The following is a 15,441-nucleotide window of genomic DNA, read 5'->3' as shown; positions in this document are numbered from 1 at the left end:
TTTTTCAGCAGAAGTGTAAAAAGGAACCGAGCAAAAAATGTAAAATTCGACTAGACGTCTACACCTACCAATAAACCGCGTAAAATATACGTATGCTAAGCAAATTTCGACATGAATAAAGCCGATTTTTCCTAAAGGGATTTCGGTTTTTTTATTGTAAGTTGAAGGCTAAGCCTATATTTTTATTTGACATTAACGTAGCGTAATACTTTAACCTTGGAATATGGAGGTGAATTATGCTGTTTACAACGGGGGAAGTTTACAAAATAACCGGACTAACTGAACGTTCTATACGATACTATTCTAATTTAGATTTATTAAATACAAAAAAGAATGCTAACGGTCAGTTGGTTTTATTCAAGTCAGACTTAGAAAAAATTGTGCAAATCCTCGCTGCAAAAATAACAGGTTATAAACTTAAAGATTTAATAGACCAACAACCTTCATTAACCTTTATTAAAAATGACATGACTCAAATGATTGCAGACCTGGAAAATATATTATTTCATTTGGACTTAACTGACTCCGAAGAAAATCTTATGAAAAATATAAAGTTACTTCAAAATTATAATACTAGATATTTGCGAAACAGGTGATCCAAATGGGTATGACCTATAAAATAATTAACACATACGAACAATATGAGGAATTACTTGCAATTACGGATTTAGAAGAGAGAAAAAACTACTTTCGTTATACAATGATGGCACCATTTAAGGACATGTGGAATTTAATAAATGTTCCTATAAAAGCAAAACAAGAAAATGGTTATGACGTATTAATGGCTACGAAAATGTTAGGTTATGCAGATATTTCTAACGATAAACAAATTCAACTGGGTCTATCCATCTTAAAAGATAATAACGCGTTTGTAGTAGCAGAAAATACTATCAAAATCTGTATAGAAAAAGTTAATAAGGTAGGTTTGAGAGTGAACGCCGATGAAATAAAATTTGGAATGTATGTCGCAAATCCAGATAAGTTAAAACTTCAAAAAGGATATACAGGATTTGGTGGTATTCCTGGGTTTATTACTGTGAATATTTATCCAAATGATTATAATTTACCTAAAATTCCTGCTGTTATTGCTCATGAGTTTCATCACAATATTCGTTTTTCTTATTTTGATTGGGATCATGGAAATGTAACAGTGGGAGATTATATTGTCATAGAAGGTTTAGCAGATTCGTTCGCGAAAGAGCTGTATGGAACAGACCAGCTGGGACCTTGGGTGACTACTATGGACAAGGACGATTTAGAGTATTCAATCCATGTTATTGGAGAAGCTTTAGACATAAAAGGATTTGCTGAGGTAAGTAGTTATATGTTTGGTGATGAGATTGCCAAACAAGAAGGATATCAACCTGTAGGTCTTTCTTTTTGTGCTGGATATGCAGTAGGTTATGAGGTTGTTCAATCTTTCATGAAAAAGCATAATAAAACGATATATGAAACAACATTAATTTCTAGTGATGAGATAATTAATGGATCTGGCCTATTTTCTTCTTGATGGAGCGAATACTTTAGTTCAATAAGAAATGAAGAAAAATTCAACATTAATAGAATAAGAGCATGTTTTTAATAAACTTCTTTAAAACATGCTCTTTAAGTTTGTTCGCTGTTAATAATTTTTTGATGTTCTACAGCAACAGCCGATAAGTCATGATTTTATGGGCACGCAAATTTCACAATAAGGATTGTTAATCATATCACCAGTGTATTTTTCCAAAATAGGTTTATTATCAATTTGATATCCATTACTTTGTATAGATGGAAAAATATACAAGCATCAAATCTACAATTTTCAGGCAGTGTTGTCTCAGGGTTATCTTGTGGAATTGCAAATAGAATTGCCGATTTAAGGGGCCCCGCCAACATTTTAACGAAAATATACGCTAAGCCTTCGGATGTGACCGGCTTAGCGTTTTTTCTTACTCTAAGCCCAATAATCCGGGCGGCATAGCCCGGATCACAGGTCATTCAACTTCCTGTTGTTTCAGCGGTCGTAATGAATTGAGAGACGTATTCTGCCTAAAATTGAATTTGTATTCGCCTAAGAAATTGATGTGCTCCCATCCAAGGGGAGAAATGTGGTTTAGTAGTTCTTCCTGAAGCTTTCCTTGCTTTTTGCGGTGTTCTGTTGCTAGCTGGAGATAGACGGTATTCCAAACACTAATTGCATTGATGATAATGTTTAACGCACTTGCCCGTTGGAGCTGGTCTTGTAGTGCACGCTCTCGCAGTTCGCCATGTTTGCCGAAGAATATCGCTCTGGCCAATGCGTTCATGGCTTCGCCTTTGTTCAACCCCCGATGGATTTTTCGCCGCAGCGCCTCGCTGGAAAGGTAATCCAGAATGAAGATCGTTTTCTCGATACGCCCCATTTCTCGCAGCGCGGTAGCCAAACTGTTTTGTCTTGCATAGGAACCGATTTTCCCCATAATGAGTGATGCTGAAACGGTGCCTTCCCGGATGGAGTGAGCCAGCCGGAGAACATCATCGTAGTTTTCCTGAATGATCTTTGTATTAATCTGGCCGCGCAGCAGCTTCTCCAATTTAGGAAAATCGGAAGGTTTCCCAATTGCGTAGAGCTTAGAATCAGCCAAGTCGCGTAAGCGAGGCGCAAAGCGAAATCCAAGCAGATGTGTTAAACCAAAGACTTGATCGGTGTAGCCGGCTGTATCCGTATAATGCTCCTCGATGGCCAAGTCCGTTTCATGGTGGAGCAAACCGTCGATGACGTGCACGGCATCCCGAGCGTTCGTATTGATGACTTTCGTGTAGAACGTGGAAAATTGGTCGCTCACGAACCGGTAAATCGTAGCTCCTTTTCCGGTTCCGTAGTGGGGATTCGCATCTGCGTGAAGCGACGAAACTCCGATCTGGACGCGCATTCCATCAGATGATGATGTTGTGCCGTTCCCCCAATATGAGGGCAGCGCCAGCTTATGATGAAAATTAACAAGAACAGCCTGCGCTTTATTCATTGCATCTTCGTACAGCCGCCATTGCGCTGTATTGGCCATTTGCCGATATGAAATGCTCGGCGTGGCTTCAGCCATCTTTGTAAGCCCAATGTTCGTTCCCATTGCCATAAGGGTAGCCATAAGGATTGTCGTTTCTTCCTCGTTCGGAGCGCGGTTACTGGAAGCGTGAATAAACTGTTCATGGAAATACGTCCAGTTGGCTACTTCCATAAGTAGATCCGTTAGCTTGATTCTTGGCAGCAGCTCATAGAGGGAAAGGCTGAAATTCCGGGATTCATCGGGAACATCTTTCTCCAATCGCTCGATGTGCAATTTTCCGTTCTCCAAATTAACGCCGTCCAGCTCGTCGATGTGGTCCGACACCCAGTTTAATCTTTGAAGAAGTGATTCAGTCCGTTCTTCAAGATATTCCTTTGCGGACAAGCTAACGGCAAGCTTTGTAGCGTTAGGATCGATACCATTCCAATCAGATTTCGGTACAAGGTATTCCTCGAAGTCCTTATGCTGACGGCTTCCGACAATGGATACGTCCCCGGAACGAACATAATTCCGCAGCTCTGTCAGGACAGCCATTTCGTAGTAATGCCGGTTGATGGTTCCATCATCGTCGTAAACGTGCTTTTGCCAGCGGTTCGAAACAAAATTCAACGGTGCTCCTTCCGGAACCTTTCGCTTTCCGGTTTCATTCATATCCCGGATGATATCGACCGCCTTCATTAGGGGCTCTGCCGACTTGGTTGACCAAAACTCCAACGATTTTAACAGCGTTGGCGTGTATTTCCGGAGTGCATAGAATTTCTTTTCCAGCAAGTCCAAATAGTCGTAATCTACGGGCCGCGCAAGTCGTTTAGCTTCTTCGACGGATGCGACGATCTGATCCCACGGCATAACGGCATCAAGCGCAACAAACGGATCAGTACCTTCACTTCTGGCCTTAATAAGAGCGGCCCCAAGATCCGCAAAGTGAACAACCTTCTCGTTAATCGATTTACCGTTTTGTTTTTGAAGTTCCTCTTGTGCTTTTCTCCCTTTGGAAAGCAGTATCATAATCTGCCGGTCGTGAATCTCGAAAGCCAGGTCTGTCAAATCCTGAATCAGCTCTAATAGGTACGCTACCAAAATTGCGTACTTTTTCGGATCATTAAAGCGGCGGAAGGAATGAGGTTCGTAACGCGAACCGATTTTAGAAAGCTGCCGCAACCGGTTCGGATGTATATCTTTCGTATCGACTTGCAGCTGCAAGTCACGTATGTATTCGAGCTTTTCAATTACCTTCAAAAAAGAATCTGGAGAGCTGGTACCTGGAATTTCCCTTAACCATGCCAAGTAGGTTTTGCTGCCTTCCGGCATGGCGGTTAAGACACGATCCAGCTTAGAAATTTGTAATTCTGTCAGTGAAATACTGAGCAGCTTGAATATTTTTTCTTCTGTCCGTTTGCGAGTTTCCCAAACTGCTCTTTCAATCGTGGCCATTGAGGGTAAGATGATTCTACGCTTACGTAAATCTTCGAGTGCGAGCTGAATCAGGTGTAAGGGATTGCCGTTTGCCATTGCATGGCTAAAAAGATGCTTGCACAAAGAACGATACTCACCCAAGGTAAATGTATGGTAGCCATACTCTTTACGGATTTCCTCCAGATGCTCATATTTCGTGGCTTCCCGTTCGCCGTAAGATGCAAAAGACTCCACATCGGCATTGATTTGCTTAGCAATATAACGAAGAATTTGAACCGGCACTTCTTTTATATCAGAAAGCGTCCAGCCGAGATAACGAAGAACGCACAGCTGCACGGCAAAGCCGATTCGATTATAATCTCTTCGCCGCTGCTGGATGATTTCAAGGTCATGCTGCGTAAATGTGAAATAGGTTCCCAATTCCCATTCGCCAAGATCAGGAGGTATTTGCAAATATTGCAGCCGTTCCTCCGGAGTGAGCAATTCCCTTACTCTCGCATACATCGTTATCATCCCCTATTGCCAAGCTATTTTTTCGACTTCCGCCTGCAGATCCGCTCGGGTTGCCTTGACATAAATCATCGTTGTGTCCAGACTATCGTGTCCCATAATTTGCGCCAAGCGGTGCAACGGCGTGTTTTCTGCCATCACATAGCCGAACCGGTGCCGTAGATCGTGCGCTCAATCCTTCGAGCCGGGCTGCTTTCATATATTTTTGAATCAAATGACGTAAAGCACGTTCGGTTAATCGATCACCGGTTTTCTCCGATGGAAACAGATAAGGACTTTCCGGAGGAAGTTCTGCCAGATATTTTTCTAAAGCAGCTCTACACGTAGCGTTCAAAGGAACTTCCCGCTGTTTATTCCTTTTTCCGGATCGGACCATAAGCTGGCCACTGCGTTTACCGATTTGAATATCTCCGGGAGTCAGGTCACACACTTCCATTGTCCGTAAGCCAGTGTGAAACATCACGATTAGAATCGTCTGATCCCGAAAAGAACCGCTGTGTTCAGCCGCAGCGATCAATGCAGCTTCTTCTTTATCTGTCATCTGTCTTGGGCTTACCTTTTCTTCCAGAACCAATTTGACCGGCTTCGAAGGGTCGCGGAGAATCCTGGAATCCGACACGGCCCACTCAAAAAAACGTTTCAGGGTTATAAGCCGCCGGTTAATGGTCGCCGGTTTCAATTCCATTACTTTTTGCGCAGCTTCCCGGTATCGTGTTAATGTTGGAGTAGCCACATCTTCAATTTGAAATATGACCTCTTCCTCTTGGTGGTCGGCTGTCTCAAACCAGCCTATAAAATGTTTCAAGTCACTTGCGTACTCTTTCAGTGTTTTGGGATTCAAATCTTCGTGGGTGGTGAGAGCTTGAATGAAGTCCTGAATCGTCTGCTCGCCCTGTTCCGAAATCCCGGTCGCCTCTCTCATTAGCAAAGCCTCCAAATCTTGACTTACATTAGCGGACATGGTATTTTTATCTTATCCGATACATTAGCGGACATCAAGCGTAGGCTTTGAAAATACTCCATGACCGCTAATCTTTATTAGCGGTCATTAGAATTAAAGGAGGTTTGTTTCCTCGTGGTAGTTCGTAAAGATGATCTGCATAACTTGATTGAACGATTGCAAGAACCGGATCAGAAAACAGCTTTTGATTTTCTTCAATATTTGATCGAGCGTTCGGAAAGAAAACCGCTTAGCTGGGAAGAGATTGATCAGCAGAAACCCGATGACGAACCGTTGAGTGAAGAAGAGCTTCGCCAGTTGAAAAGCGATGCTGGATATGTGTCTGGTGAGGAGGCTAAGCGTGAGTTCGGGTTACAAGTTGACTTACCATAAAGAAGCGGTAAAATTTATCGCGAAGCAAGAGAAAGCCATACAGGAGCGAATCGTGCAGGGCCTGAAAGGATTGCTCAACATTCCACCTGCTGGCGACATCAAACCTATGAAGGGTTACGTTGGCTTGTATCGACTCCGAATAGGTACGTTTCGCGTTCTCTTCGAGATCAACCACAACGAGAAAGTGATTTACATTCGAGCTATTGATTCTCGTGGCGGAGTATATAAATAATTTTCGAAAAAAATTACCCGATTCCGCATGAAGAATCGGGTTATGTATTGTATTGAGGGGATTACGCTACGGGAAACGAGAGATCAATGGAATAGTCTACAACTTTAATGTTGCGATATACCAATGATTCCCGAAGGGGTCCTCGACACCACCCGAGCGCTCGCCGTAGTCATGATCCTGCGGCGGGTATAAGGACCGCGCTCCCGCCTTAAGCGCCCGAACGTACGTCGCATCCGCGTCCTCCACATAGACGTGAAGCGCATTGCGCATCGGCGAAAACGTTTCGTTGGAACCTCCGCTCAACTCCACTATGGAATCCCCAAGCCTACATGATGCGTGGCGAACATCGCCATTCTCATCAACGTGACGGTCGATCAATTCGGCATCAAATACCTCCCTGAGAAAGTCGATCAATCGGTCTGCTCCATTGACGATCAGATACGGGGTGACGCTGTGGTAACCTGTCGGCTTCCAGGCTGCTTTCATGACAAATCCCTCCATTTATCTTAGAATTAGTTAAATGATACAATGATCTGCCCCTAAAAGTATTGTAAAAAATCGAAATGATCTGTTTTTATCTTAAGCAAGAAGGAGATGCTTATGCAGCTACATTTTTGCAAACCGTCATTTGCTCTGCGGACATGGATCGATCGATATTGGATATGCGAAAACTATCGTCCCTTGCATGAATTGGAATACAAGCTACCCGACGTCCATACGAGTTGGATTATCAATTTGCGACATGACAACTTCCGGATTTACGGCCATGGAACGCCCGATCATTATGAACAAATGCCAGGAGCAATCGTAGTTGGGCCCAAGACATCACGTTATTGGTTGAATACGGAGTGCCAGAACGCTTGTCTGGGCATCGAATTCAAGCCAGGCGGGGCTTATCCCTTCTTGGGCGGTTGGATGACGGTGCTGCAGGATAGCGATATTCCATTGCGAGAAGCGATACGTCATCCGGACACAGCCAGTCTCCGCTGCGAACTTTCCGAGCTATCTGCACCAATTGAACGATTTGGGCGAGTGGATCAATTCCTGATCGATTGTTTGGCCAGACAGATTCACATTCCCCGAGGGCATTCCGCGGTAATGGCTGGACTGCAAGCGTTAGCCGAAAATCCCGGGGGTACTCTCGTTCGCGAAATGGCGGAGAAAGCCAATCTAAGTACAGAAAGGTTCATCCAATTGTTCAAGCAGGAAACCGGCTTGACGCCGAAGCAATATGCCGGGGTCGTTCGTTTCCAACGGGCGGTAGAACATCTTCGCCGAAAACCGGAGGTTGACGGACTAGAGACTGCATTAGCTTGCGGATATTATGACCAGTCGCATTTTAACCGGGATTTTCGCTTGCGTTCCGGCATGCCCCCCTCCGAAATGAAGCGACGTGACGATATCGTATCCAATCACGTCCCCATTTAAAGGGAGTCGGTTATTTGCAGGAGCCAGATATGCTAGGGAACGTCTGGGTGGTGCCGGGATGTCTACGATACGAACGTATACGGCTCTTATAGGGTTTTCCGCGATGGTAGCTGGGCGGAGGAAGCGAGGGGCTGCGGGCAACATGCTGCCGACGCCATCCGACGTTCCGAATCGACGATCTCGGTTTTCGTCTTGGGAGATCCCTGTGAGGTACCTCTGCTCAAGGCTGTCTGAGGCCCATAAATCGTTACGGCTCTTATTCGAAGCGAGAGATCAAATGCCAATAACTCTACGCTAACTGTACACGATAGTTTATTGAAAGGGGCGGCGCGCGGCGCCCCTTTGGCATGTATTTATACTATCTTCAGTATAAGGGGAGCCCGCCATTAAAGACTAAACCCATCCGTTTCTAGTTGAAACTAGAGCTAAAGACGACGGGAGGGTGATTATATGAAATTGACTGAATTATGGGTTTTGTATGATGCTGACAAGCGCATTCAGGGATTCAGTACCCACACTTTGAATGCGTACGCGCTGCAGCTTAAGATGTTGATCGGTGGTATCGGTGATCTTGAAATTGAAGCGATCACATTAGATTTGCTTAAAGGCTACTTGTCCAAGCAATCGGACCGGCTAAAACCGAGCAGCTTAGGGCATCGGATTCGTTTCGTAAGATCCCTTTTTCGGTTTGCATTTGAAGAAGGCCACATTTCACGGAATCCGGCCCTAAAACTGAGAGAGCCAAAAACAGATAAGCGCATTCCCAAATTCTTGATTGAAGAAGATGTTATTCTTCTGAAAATTTCTTGTGAATCTCCACGGGAGTATGCAATGCTTGAATTTCTTTATAGCACGGGTTGCCGTGTTGGCGAAGTGCAGAAACTAGATATTGAAGACATCAACTTGGAAAACTGTTCAGCCATTGTGAATGGAAAAGGGGCAAAACAAAGGGAGATTTATTTTACGACCGAATGTAAAATATGGATAAAAAGATATTTGGAGAGCCGTGATGATTCCTGTATAGCTCTATTTGTTACGGAAACCCAGCCTGCGCGCCGTATGTCGATACCTACGATTCGACACTCATTAAAAAAGCTGGCAAGCCGGAGTAATGTTGCTGTTAACGTCTACCCGCATCGTTTTCGTCACACTTACGCCTGTCAGTTACTAGATAACGGTGCACCGCTGGAGTTTATCCAGGGAATGCTTGGGCACGAAAAAGCATCCACCACACAGATTTATGCTCAGCTTCGTGGAGAACGGCGAAGAGAATTGTACCGACGGTATTTTTAGGCGTTAGTACTTATCACCAACTATTGGGTCATCAGAAATCGTCAGGATTGCTTTTGCTAAGAGTAAAAAAAAACGCTAAGCCGGTCGCTTCCGAAGGCTTAGCGTATATTTTCGTTAAAATGTTGGCGGGACCCCTTTAAGAAGATTTCTCTCCTTAGCCCATTTTTTTAACTTTTCCATTACTTCAAAATTTGCATTATTATAAGGTCCAATTCTTCGTACATAAGCGATTCGATAGTTTGGGAGAATTTCGACTTTAAACTTCATAGATTCTCTCTTCCTTTCTTCATTTATATTTGTTTGTTACATTTCGAATGTAGCATGCTTTAAAAATATATACATTTTATTTTTTAAAAATTTTTAAAGTAATAAAACAAACGAAGGCTAATGTTCAACAAAACATGCCCTAGAATGATCAAACATTTTCATAAAAATTCCATCTGTATTCAAAACTATAGAATCCATTTTGATCGATATCTTTTTTCAAAATGGATTCTTGAGTTTTCCGTAAAATGCAGGCTTGTGCTTTATTTTTGATTAAACTTTTAAAATTTCAAAGCTACATGAAGAATTAAACAACTTTATTGTTATTTGTTTCTCATGAAAAAAATAGTTCCTACAAAAATTAAACAACTATTATTTTAAACCGTTCAGTTTTTCGAACGGTTTTATGCGTATTTGTGGCTTCAAAATTAAACAACTTTATTGTTACGTAACAATTAGTTGTTTCAAGACAACTCAGTCGTGAACTGAAATCTTGATTGTTTAAGAAAAAGTTACAAAGGGATTAAAGTGCCCTATACACTGAGAAAGCCGCCGTTAATTAGGACGGCTTTTTCTTTTTTGTACTGATATATTTTTATTGGCATATCGCTGGACTGATTCGTATGATTGTTATTCAACTAAAGCACCCGTTTAAGTATATTTATTTAGAAGCTTAACTCGATAATGAGAAGCTATTTATCAGAAAATAATTCCTTCCACTCATCATCACATAGTAGTCTTTTACGGTATTTTAAGTCATTAGGAATATTCTTATTTATTAAGCATTTATTTTCCAAGCAGTCCAAGTACAATGCCAATTCAACTAACGCATAATGCTCAAAATCACCCTTAGCACCTTGAAACGAAACATACTTCTCCAGAAATATTAGTGCTTCACCTAATTGAATGTAGGCCCATTGTTTATTGCCGTAGCCTGCATCATAACTTAAATAGCTAATTTTTTCTAAATTATAACCGTATCTTCTTTGTTCATCACTTCGGCTATGAGGTGAATATAATTCAATATATAAAGATGTTTCAATATTTCTTTCAGAATATAACAATCCGTTATTTTCAAACCCCTCATAACTCATATTTTGCATGCTATTATGTTCAAATTCGATTGCATATTTTAATGCGTTTAGATATAAATTCATCTTAATTTTGTTTTTGGGGTTTGATAACTTAAGTTCAAATAAATTTATAATGTAATCAAATGGATAAACGCAATCTGAACTGTATCGTTCTTTCAGTTCTTTGTCTAGATTTCTTAGATAATCATTATAATTATCAAACTCTTTTTCTTTTTTTATGAGTCTATTTTTCAAATCAGAAATAACCTGTTTTTGATATTGGTCAATTGCATTTGTTATTTCTTCAACAAAATCTAATCTGGTTTTAACATATTTAAATATTTGTGAAATGTATATCTGAACTCTTTTATTACTCTCTCCATCTTTGCTTGTATAGACAACTGCGTAAATATCACAATCATCATCATCATGCCATATTTCTCTGTTATTCCAAACTACAAATGGGCTACATTCAAAATCATTAGCTTGATATCTTTTGTGTCGGCTTGTTTTTACTGGATGAAGTGAACATAAAGAACGCAGGTATTCGAAATACTTCTCATCTGTTCCTTTCCCATCACTGCCAAGTTGATTAAAAATCTCTGTTGACTTTTTGATCTTATCATCGGGTACATTAAAAATTTTTACCAGTTCTTTTATACAATCCACAACCACAGATGCATTATTCATAAAGTCAAAAAAATCAAACGCACTTCTTTTGTATATACCAGTATTTAATTTAAGTTCGTTTAAGAAATAAACAGTATCATCAAGTCTATCCATTATAGAGCAAATTTTATCCCATGCACGGTGCTCACCATATCTTTTACCATAGGAGATATTTTGCTCCTCATTAACTTTGTTTCTTAACATATCAAGAACAACAGTATCAAGATTTATTTGAAATACATCCTTAACCATTTAATTTCCTTTCAAGTGAGAGATTATGAGCAGAACAAGTGAACCCATATTGAAGAAATGGATGCTAAAGATCATGTAGTACTCAAGGCCTTGCCGCCTTATTTTTATTTCATTATGAATTCTCCCAAAAAACAAAAATTCCTTCTTCAATTAAATTGCCCCTTTAACTCAATAAGGATTTTAACAAAAAGGATGCTTTTTCTATTTCCCCTTAAGGTTTTGATCATCTGGCTAATTGATATATACGGCAGAAACTGAAGGAGTTTTTAGTGTCCTTATGGAAATGATTAGGTATCTATTATTTTTTAGGGGGACCTGATGTGGGCGAGCTTTTGTATGAACAGAGAATGAGGTTGAAGTATAATCTTTATGCATGCCGAACAGCCTATAAAAGACTTGAGAATGCGATAAAAGAAAATGACAATCACGAAATATATGCTGCGATAGGGGAACTATTACTTTGGGTAATGACTACTCATGAATGGTACAAAAAACATGGTAATCCTAACTATTTACAAAGGTTAAAAGAAGATTCACACGGAGTATTTTTGTTTGGATTGAGCCACGCTTATAATTCGTTAAAACACAACATGAAACTTTTTATACTTCATAATAAAGAAGATGGATTTTCGTTCAACAATATAGATTTTAATAACTTTGATTTTCGGCCATACAAATTATTTTGGGTTACTTCAGTTAACATTTTAGATGAGGGTTTCGAGAATCAGCGAAGAAATTACGAAAAATATATTGAAGGCAAAGACGTACCCGATACATTTAATTCAGCTTTAATTTTTTTAAATCAAGAAGCTCAGTCAATATTATTCGATAAGGGGAGATGAAGAAGTGGAAATAACCTATGCACCCATTAGAAGCAGCCAAGACACATTTTATTTGTGTTCATCTTGCTCTTTTATACAACCTGCCCCGTTAGCCACCCATGCAGCGCAAAACCGACACTGCACCACAGAGAATGAAAATAGCCCAGGCAGTCTATACTGTTTTTATGCTGGCGAAGAAGGTCTTTGAACTATGCTGCCTTAGAGCCCATCCGTTAGTCTGTCTCCATCGACCACGTTGTACCACCGACTGTTGCACCCTTAATGGGTAGTACTCATGGGAGATTAATCCTTTTTCTGGTTGTTGCGCAAGTGATCCTTGATTTTATTTTCAAGAAGGGTGTCTTTTACTACGATTTACCAGCCAACCTTATAGGCGATCTTTCAAGAGGCTCAGCCTTTTTTAAAAACTGTTTTTTATGGGTCTATTTTTGTATGCCTTTTTTCAGTTTTTATTTTCATGGGAGTTCATAAGAAAAAAAGCCGCCTAACAAGGTAGTACCTTTTACTTCTCAACACAAGCCTTCGTTAGCTAATCCTCACTTGTAATTATTGTTGAGAAATCTTCTGGGTCCCATTCGATTAATTTCGTATTTAATTCAAGCACTTTGCTTGCATCTTCAACACTCATTTGATGGTTTTCTAAATAAGCTGATATTACCAGATAGGAAAAACACTGAGCCTCTATAGTTAACTTACGAGATACTGAAAAAGGAAGTTCTCCATAACTATGAGCACTATTATTCCTTAACTCAAAAAGTTCATAATAATAATCAAAATAAGAAATATTTTTCTTAGAATAAATATCATCTGGTTCTAAGTTTATTAATGAGCGCCATCTTTCTTTTGCTTTAATAACTTTAGCCTTATCTTCTCTTTTTCCGGGTTTTCCTAATATAGCTTCTACAGCTCTACAGCTCTGTACCAAAGCAGCTTCCAATTTGGGTATTATTTTTGCTTCTTCCCATAACAATGGTTCATGACTTGGGTGCTTTATTAAACCTGATTTACTTAGTTCACAAACAAAACAAAACCAGTGACTCTCCACAGAATTTCTAAAAATACTAACTGATGTATAAAATTTATCATCTCTTAAGAGTAATTCTATAAGAGGTGCTACTACTTTGAAAAAAGATATCTTTTGCACTGAACCATTAAATGTACCCTCTCCTATGTGGTCTCCTATTTGAAATTCATTCTCCTCTATCGATTTTGAATTATCAAAATAATATATCCAGTGATAATTTGTATCTGCAGTATGCTCAAAGTCATAATAAAATGCTGAAGCTAATTCTAAAATATACCCCATGTTTTTCCAATATCTCAATTCTTTAATATCTAATGATATCTCTGAAACTATTGATGAATTTTTATTTTTCGTATGCGTCCAAATAAATAAGCTTTCATGCTTTGTTTTTAATAAGGGAGTATAATCTTTAACTTTATACCCGGTACTATTATCTGTTTTAATGCCAGATATTATAGCATGGTAGCATTTTTTATTTGGTATATCTGAAGGATACCTCTTTAAATGCTCTTTTCTTTTCTCATCCATAGCTTGCTGATATTGTTCTAATAGAATTTTTAGTTTCTCATTTCCATCTAGCATCATAATCTCCCCTATTAATTTCTTATGTATTAGTTCTATAAGAAGTATAGAAATTTTTACAACAGTTTAAGTCAACATTCTTAGACTAGAATTTATATGTAATTTTGTTATGTGATTCAATTACTTTATTTCTTCAATTACATGTATGGACCTCTATTTCCGCTACTTTATATCTGATCCAGTAGTCCTGATAATTCTTTGATTCCGGATCCCACCATTATCTGGCATGTTTTCTCTTAGTGACTCTTGGGTAAGGCGTTGATCCCCTTCTCTTAAAACCACTACTCCAATCAACATCCATCTAAGATAAGATTTAATGGTATTTATATTTATGTGCGTAGCCCTCAAGGTAAATATCTCAACTATTATTTTTTGTGGTACAACATGTTCATGGACGAAAAAACTTCCCCATTTTATCTTTTCGTTAGACTCTAGTAATTCTTTGCAATTTTAGAATTGCTGCCTTTGACCACAAAGGACAGCCAACATACTTTCCAAAAAGTTTAGTTTTCCGTGTTGTTGCCTTTCTAATAACCGCTTCAATTGTACCTTCAGAAAAATGGGGTGATTTTAAGATATTATAAATATCAGTAGACCATTCACACATTTATGAATCTATACTTCTTAATATTCCCCAATATGCTATTTCTTCTTTAGAAACCTTTACCACCTACCATAATTTTCGGTCTTCCTTATAATCCTTAATTTTATCAGTCCATAAACATTGTAAGTGATGTCTCTTTTTCGTAATTACATTTTGAAAAATAAAAAGAGAAAAACTTTATGGTATTCTTCCATATATTCTTTTTCACTACTATCTTGTTTTGAAAGATAGTTGGGTTATAGGAAACGGATAATTCCACCATCAAACCCTTCTAACCTATAACTAAAAACATCAAAATTAATTATACGGACACCTACTGATTCTTCAATATCATCACAAAATTCTGCTGTTACTATATAAGAAGCAAATTGACCTTCGTATTAGATTTTTTATATTGTCGGATATCGTCTGATAATTTAAGTGTTAGTTTACTCCTTTCTCATTCTTTTTTTAATATACCATTTTTAGGTAAGTGGATAACGTGGAAATTTAATATAACTTCTTTATGTGCTTTCAAAAAATCTAATTGTTTTCATCTTACTCAACCATACTCCATAAAGCTATAGATACCAAATTCCCTTTAACCTTTTTGATATTCGCTTTACCAATAAATTCTCTTCTAATTAAAACTCACCTGCTCCTTAAGTTCAAAAAAAAAGCCGCTATGATAGGAAGTTGGATCTTCAACTGTTCTGTAGAGAACTTTAAATTCCATTCAAACGGTTCCGGTCAAAACTTTGTGGGTTCTTTAGTACTCATCATCATTAAAGGTTTCTATTCTACATCCTTAGTAACACGTTAATAAATCACAAAAGTGTGAACTTTAATTTTATTCGTAAATTGCAATATTAAATGCAACACTTAGTGAAACCGCACCCCATTAAGGGATAGGT

The 15,441-nt window shown here is 39.1% G+C and carries 11 protein-coding genes and 5 pseudogenes; 9 read left to right on the top strand and 7 right to left on the bottom strand.

The window, feature by feature from the left end; all coding sequences use genetic code 11:
* The first annotated feature begins 236 nt into the window (after positions 1-236).
* A complete protein-coding gene (locus CU633_RS17315) occupies positions 237-596 on the top strand; it encodes a MerR family transcriptional regulator (RefSeq protein WP_101661836.1) in 360 nt (119 codons plus the stop codon).
* Between the two features lie 11 nt (positions 597-607).
* Positions 608-1,510 carry a DUF2268 domain-containing protein gene (locus tag CU633_RS17310; protein ID WP_180955013.1) on the top strand — a complete coding sequence of 301 codons (903 nt, stop codon included), beginning with the start codon at positions 608-610 and terminating at the stop codon, positions 1,508-1,510.
* Positions 1,511-1,660: 150 nt separating this feature from the next.
* Here the strand turns inward: CU633_RS17310 and CU633_RS23425 are convergent.
* From CU633_RS23425 to CU633_RS17295, 3 genes and pseudogenes are all read right to left on the bottom strand, one after another.
* Positions 1,661-1,863, bottom strand: a pseudogene (locus CU633_RS23425) (DNA gyrase inhibitor); the annotation flags it as partial.
* A gap of 113 nt (positions 1,864-1,976) precedes the next feature.
* Entirely contained in the window at positions 1,977-4,946 is a 2,970-nt protein-coding gene (locus CU633_RS17300) for a Tn3 family transposase (protein WP_101661834.1), read from the bottom strand.
* Between the two features lie 12 nt (positions 4,947-4,958).
* Positions 4,959-5,874, bottom strand: a pseudogene (locus tag CU633_RS17295) (tyrosine-type recombinase/integrase).
* A gap of 153 nt (positions 5,875-6,027) precedes the next feature.
* On the opposite strand from CU633_RS17295, the gene CU633_RS17290 reads away from it, so the two are divergent.
* Both CU633_RS17290 and CU633_RS17285 read left to right on the top strand, forming a co-directional pair.
* Entirely contained in the window at positions 6,028-6,285 is a 258-nt protein-coding gene (locus CU633_RS17290) for a hypothetical protein (protein WP_101661833.1), read from the top strand.
* A complete protein-coding gene (locus tag CU633_RS17285; RefSeq protein WP_101661832.1) occupies positions 6,254-6,517 on the top strand; it encodes a type II toxin-antitoxin system RelE family toxin in 264 nt (87 codons plus the stop codon). The genes CU633_RS17290 and CU633_RS17285 overlap by 32 nt, the downstream gene beginning before the upstream one ends.
* A 96-nt stretch (positions 6,518-6,613) precedes the next feature.
* Here CU633_RS17285 and CU633_RS17280 read toward each other — a convergent pair whose 3' ends face one another.
* Positions 6,614-7,003 (bottom strand): VOC family protein, encoded by a 390-nt coding sequence (locus CU633_RS17280; protein WP_180955012.1) that lies wholly within the window; start codon positions 7,001-7,003, stop codon positions 6,614-6,616.
* 108 nt (positions 7,004-7,111) lie between these two features.
* Between CU633_RS17280 and CU633_RS23670 the strand changes: the two are divergent.
* The 4 genes and pseudogenes from CU633_RS23670 to CU633_RS17265 all read left to right on the top strand — a co-directional run.
* Positions 7,112-7,450: pseudogene (locus tag CU633_RS23670) on the top strand (DUF6597 domain-containing transcriptional factor); the annotation flags it as partial.
* Positions 7,451-7,615: 165 nt separating this feature from the next.
* Positions 7,616-7,945 (top strand): helix-turn-helix domain-containing protein, encoded by a 330-nt coding sequence (locus CU633_RS22955; protein ID WP_180955011.1) that lies wholly within the window; start codon positions 7,616-7,618, stop codon positions 7,943-7,945.
* A 26-nt stretch (positions 7,946-7,971) separates the two neighbouring features.
* Positions 7,972-8,154: pseudogene (locus CU633_RS23130) on the top strand (SUMF1/EgtB/PvdO family nonheme iron enzyme); the annotation flags it as partial.
* 241 nt (positions 8,155-8,395) lie between these two features.
* Complete coding sequence (locus CU633_RS17265; protein WP_101661829.1) at positions 8,396-9,238, top strand: tyrosine-type recombinase/integrase; 843 nt, start codon at positions 8,396-8,398, stop codon at positions 9,236-9,238.
* A 135-nt stretch (positions 9,239-9,373) separates the two neighbouring features.
* On the opposite strand, the pseudogene CU633_RS23420 reads toward CU633_RS17265, so the two are convergent.
* Together CU633_RS23420 and CU633_RS17255 are read right to left on the bottom strand one after the other, a co-directional pair.
* Positions 9,374-9,505, bottom strand: a pseudogene (locus CU633_RS23420) (DNA gyrase inhibitor); the annotation flags it as partial.
* 689 nt (positions 9,506-10,194) lie between these two features.
* The gene (locus tag CU633_RS17255) at positions 10,195-11,496 is read right to left on the bottom strand and encodes a hypothetical protein (RefSeq protein WP_101661828.1); all 1,302 of its coding nucleotides are present in this window, start codon (positions 11,494-11,496) and stop codon (positions 10,195-10,197) included.
* Positions 11,497-11,816: 320 nt separating this feature from the next.
* On the opposite strand from CU633_RS17255, the gene CU633_RS17250 reads away from it, so the two are divergent.
* Entirely contained in the window at positions 11,817-12,338 is a 522-nt protein-coding gene (locus CU633_RS17250; protein WP_101661827.1) for a hypothetical protein, read from the top strand.
* A 529-nt stretch (positions 12,339-12,867) separates the two neighbouring features.
* Here the strand turns inward: CU633_RS17250 and CU633_RS17245 are convergent.
* Positions 12,868-13,944, bottom strand: coding sequence for a hypothetical protein (locus CU633_RS17245; RefSeq protein ID WP_101661826.1), 1,077 nt, complete (start codon positions 13,942-13,944; stop codon positions 12,868-12,870).
* Positions 13,945-15,441: the final 1,497 nt, after the last annotated feature.

The organism is Bacillus sp. V3-13, from assembly GCF_002860165.1.
Lineage (GTDB): Bacteria > Bacillota > Bacilli > Bacillales > Cytobacillaceae > Bacillus_BJ.
The sequence above is the reverse complement of the archived record's forward strand: the minus strand, read 5'-3'. Positions and strand labels throughout refer to the sequence as shown.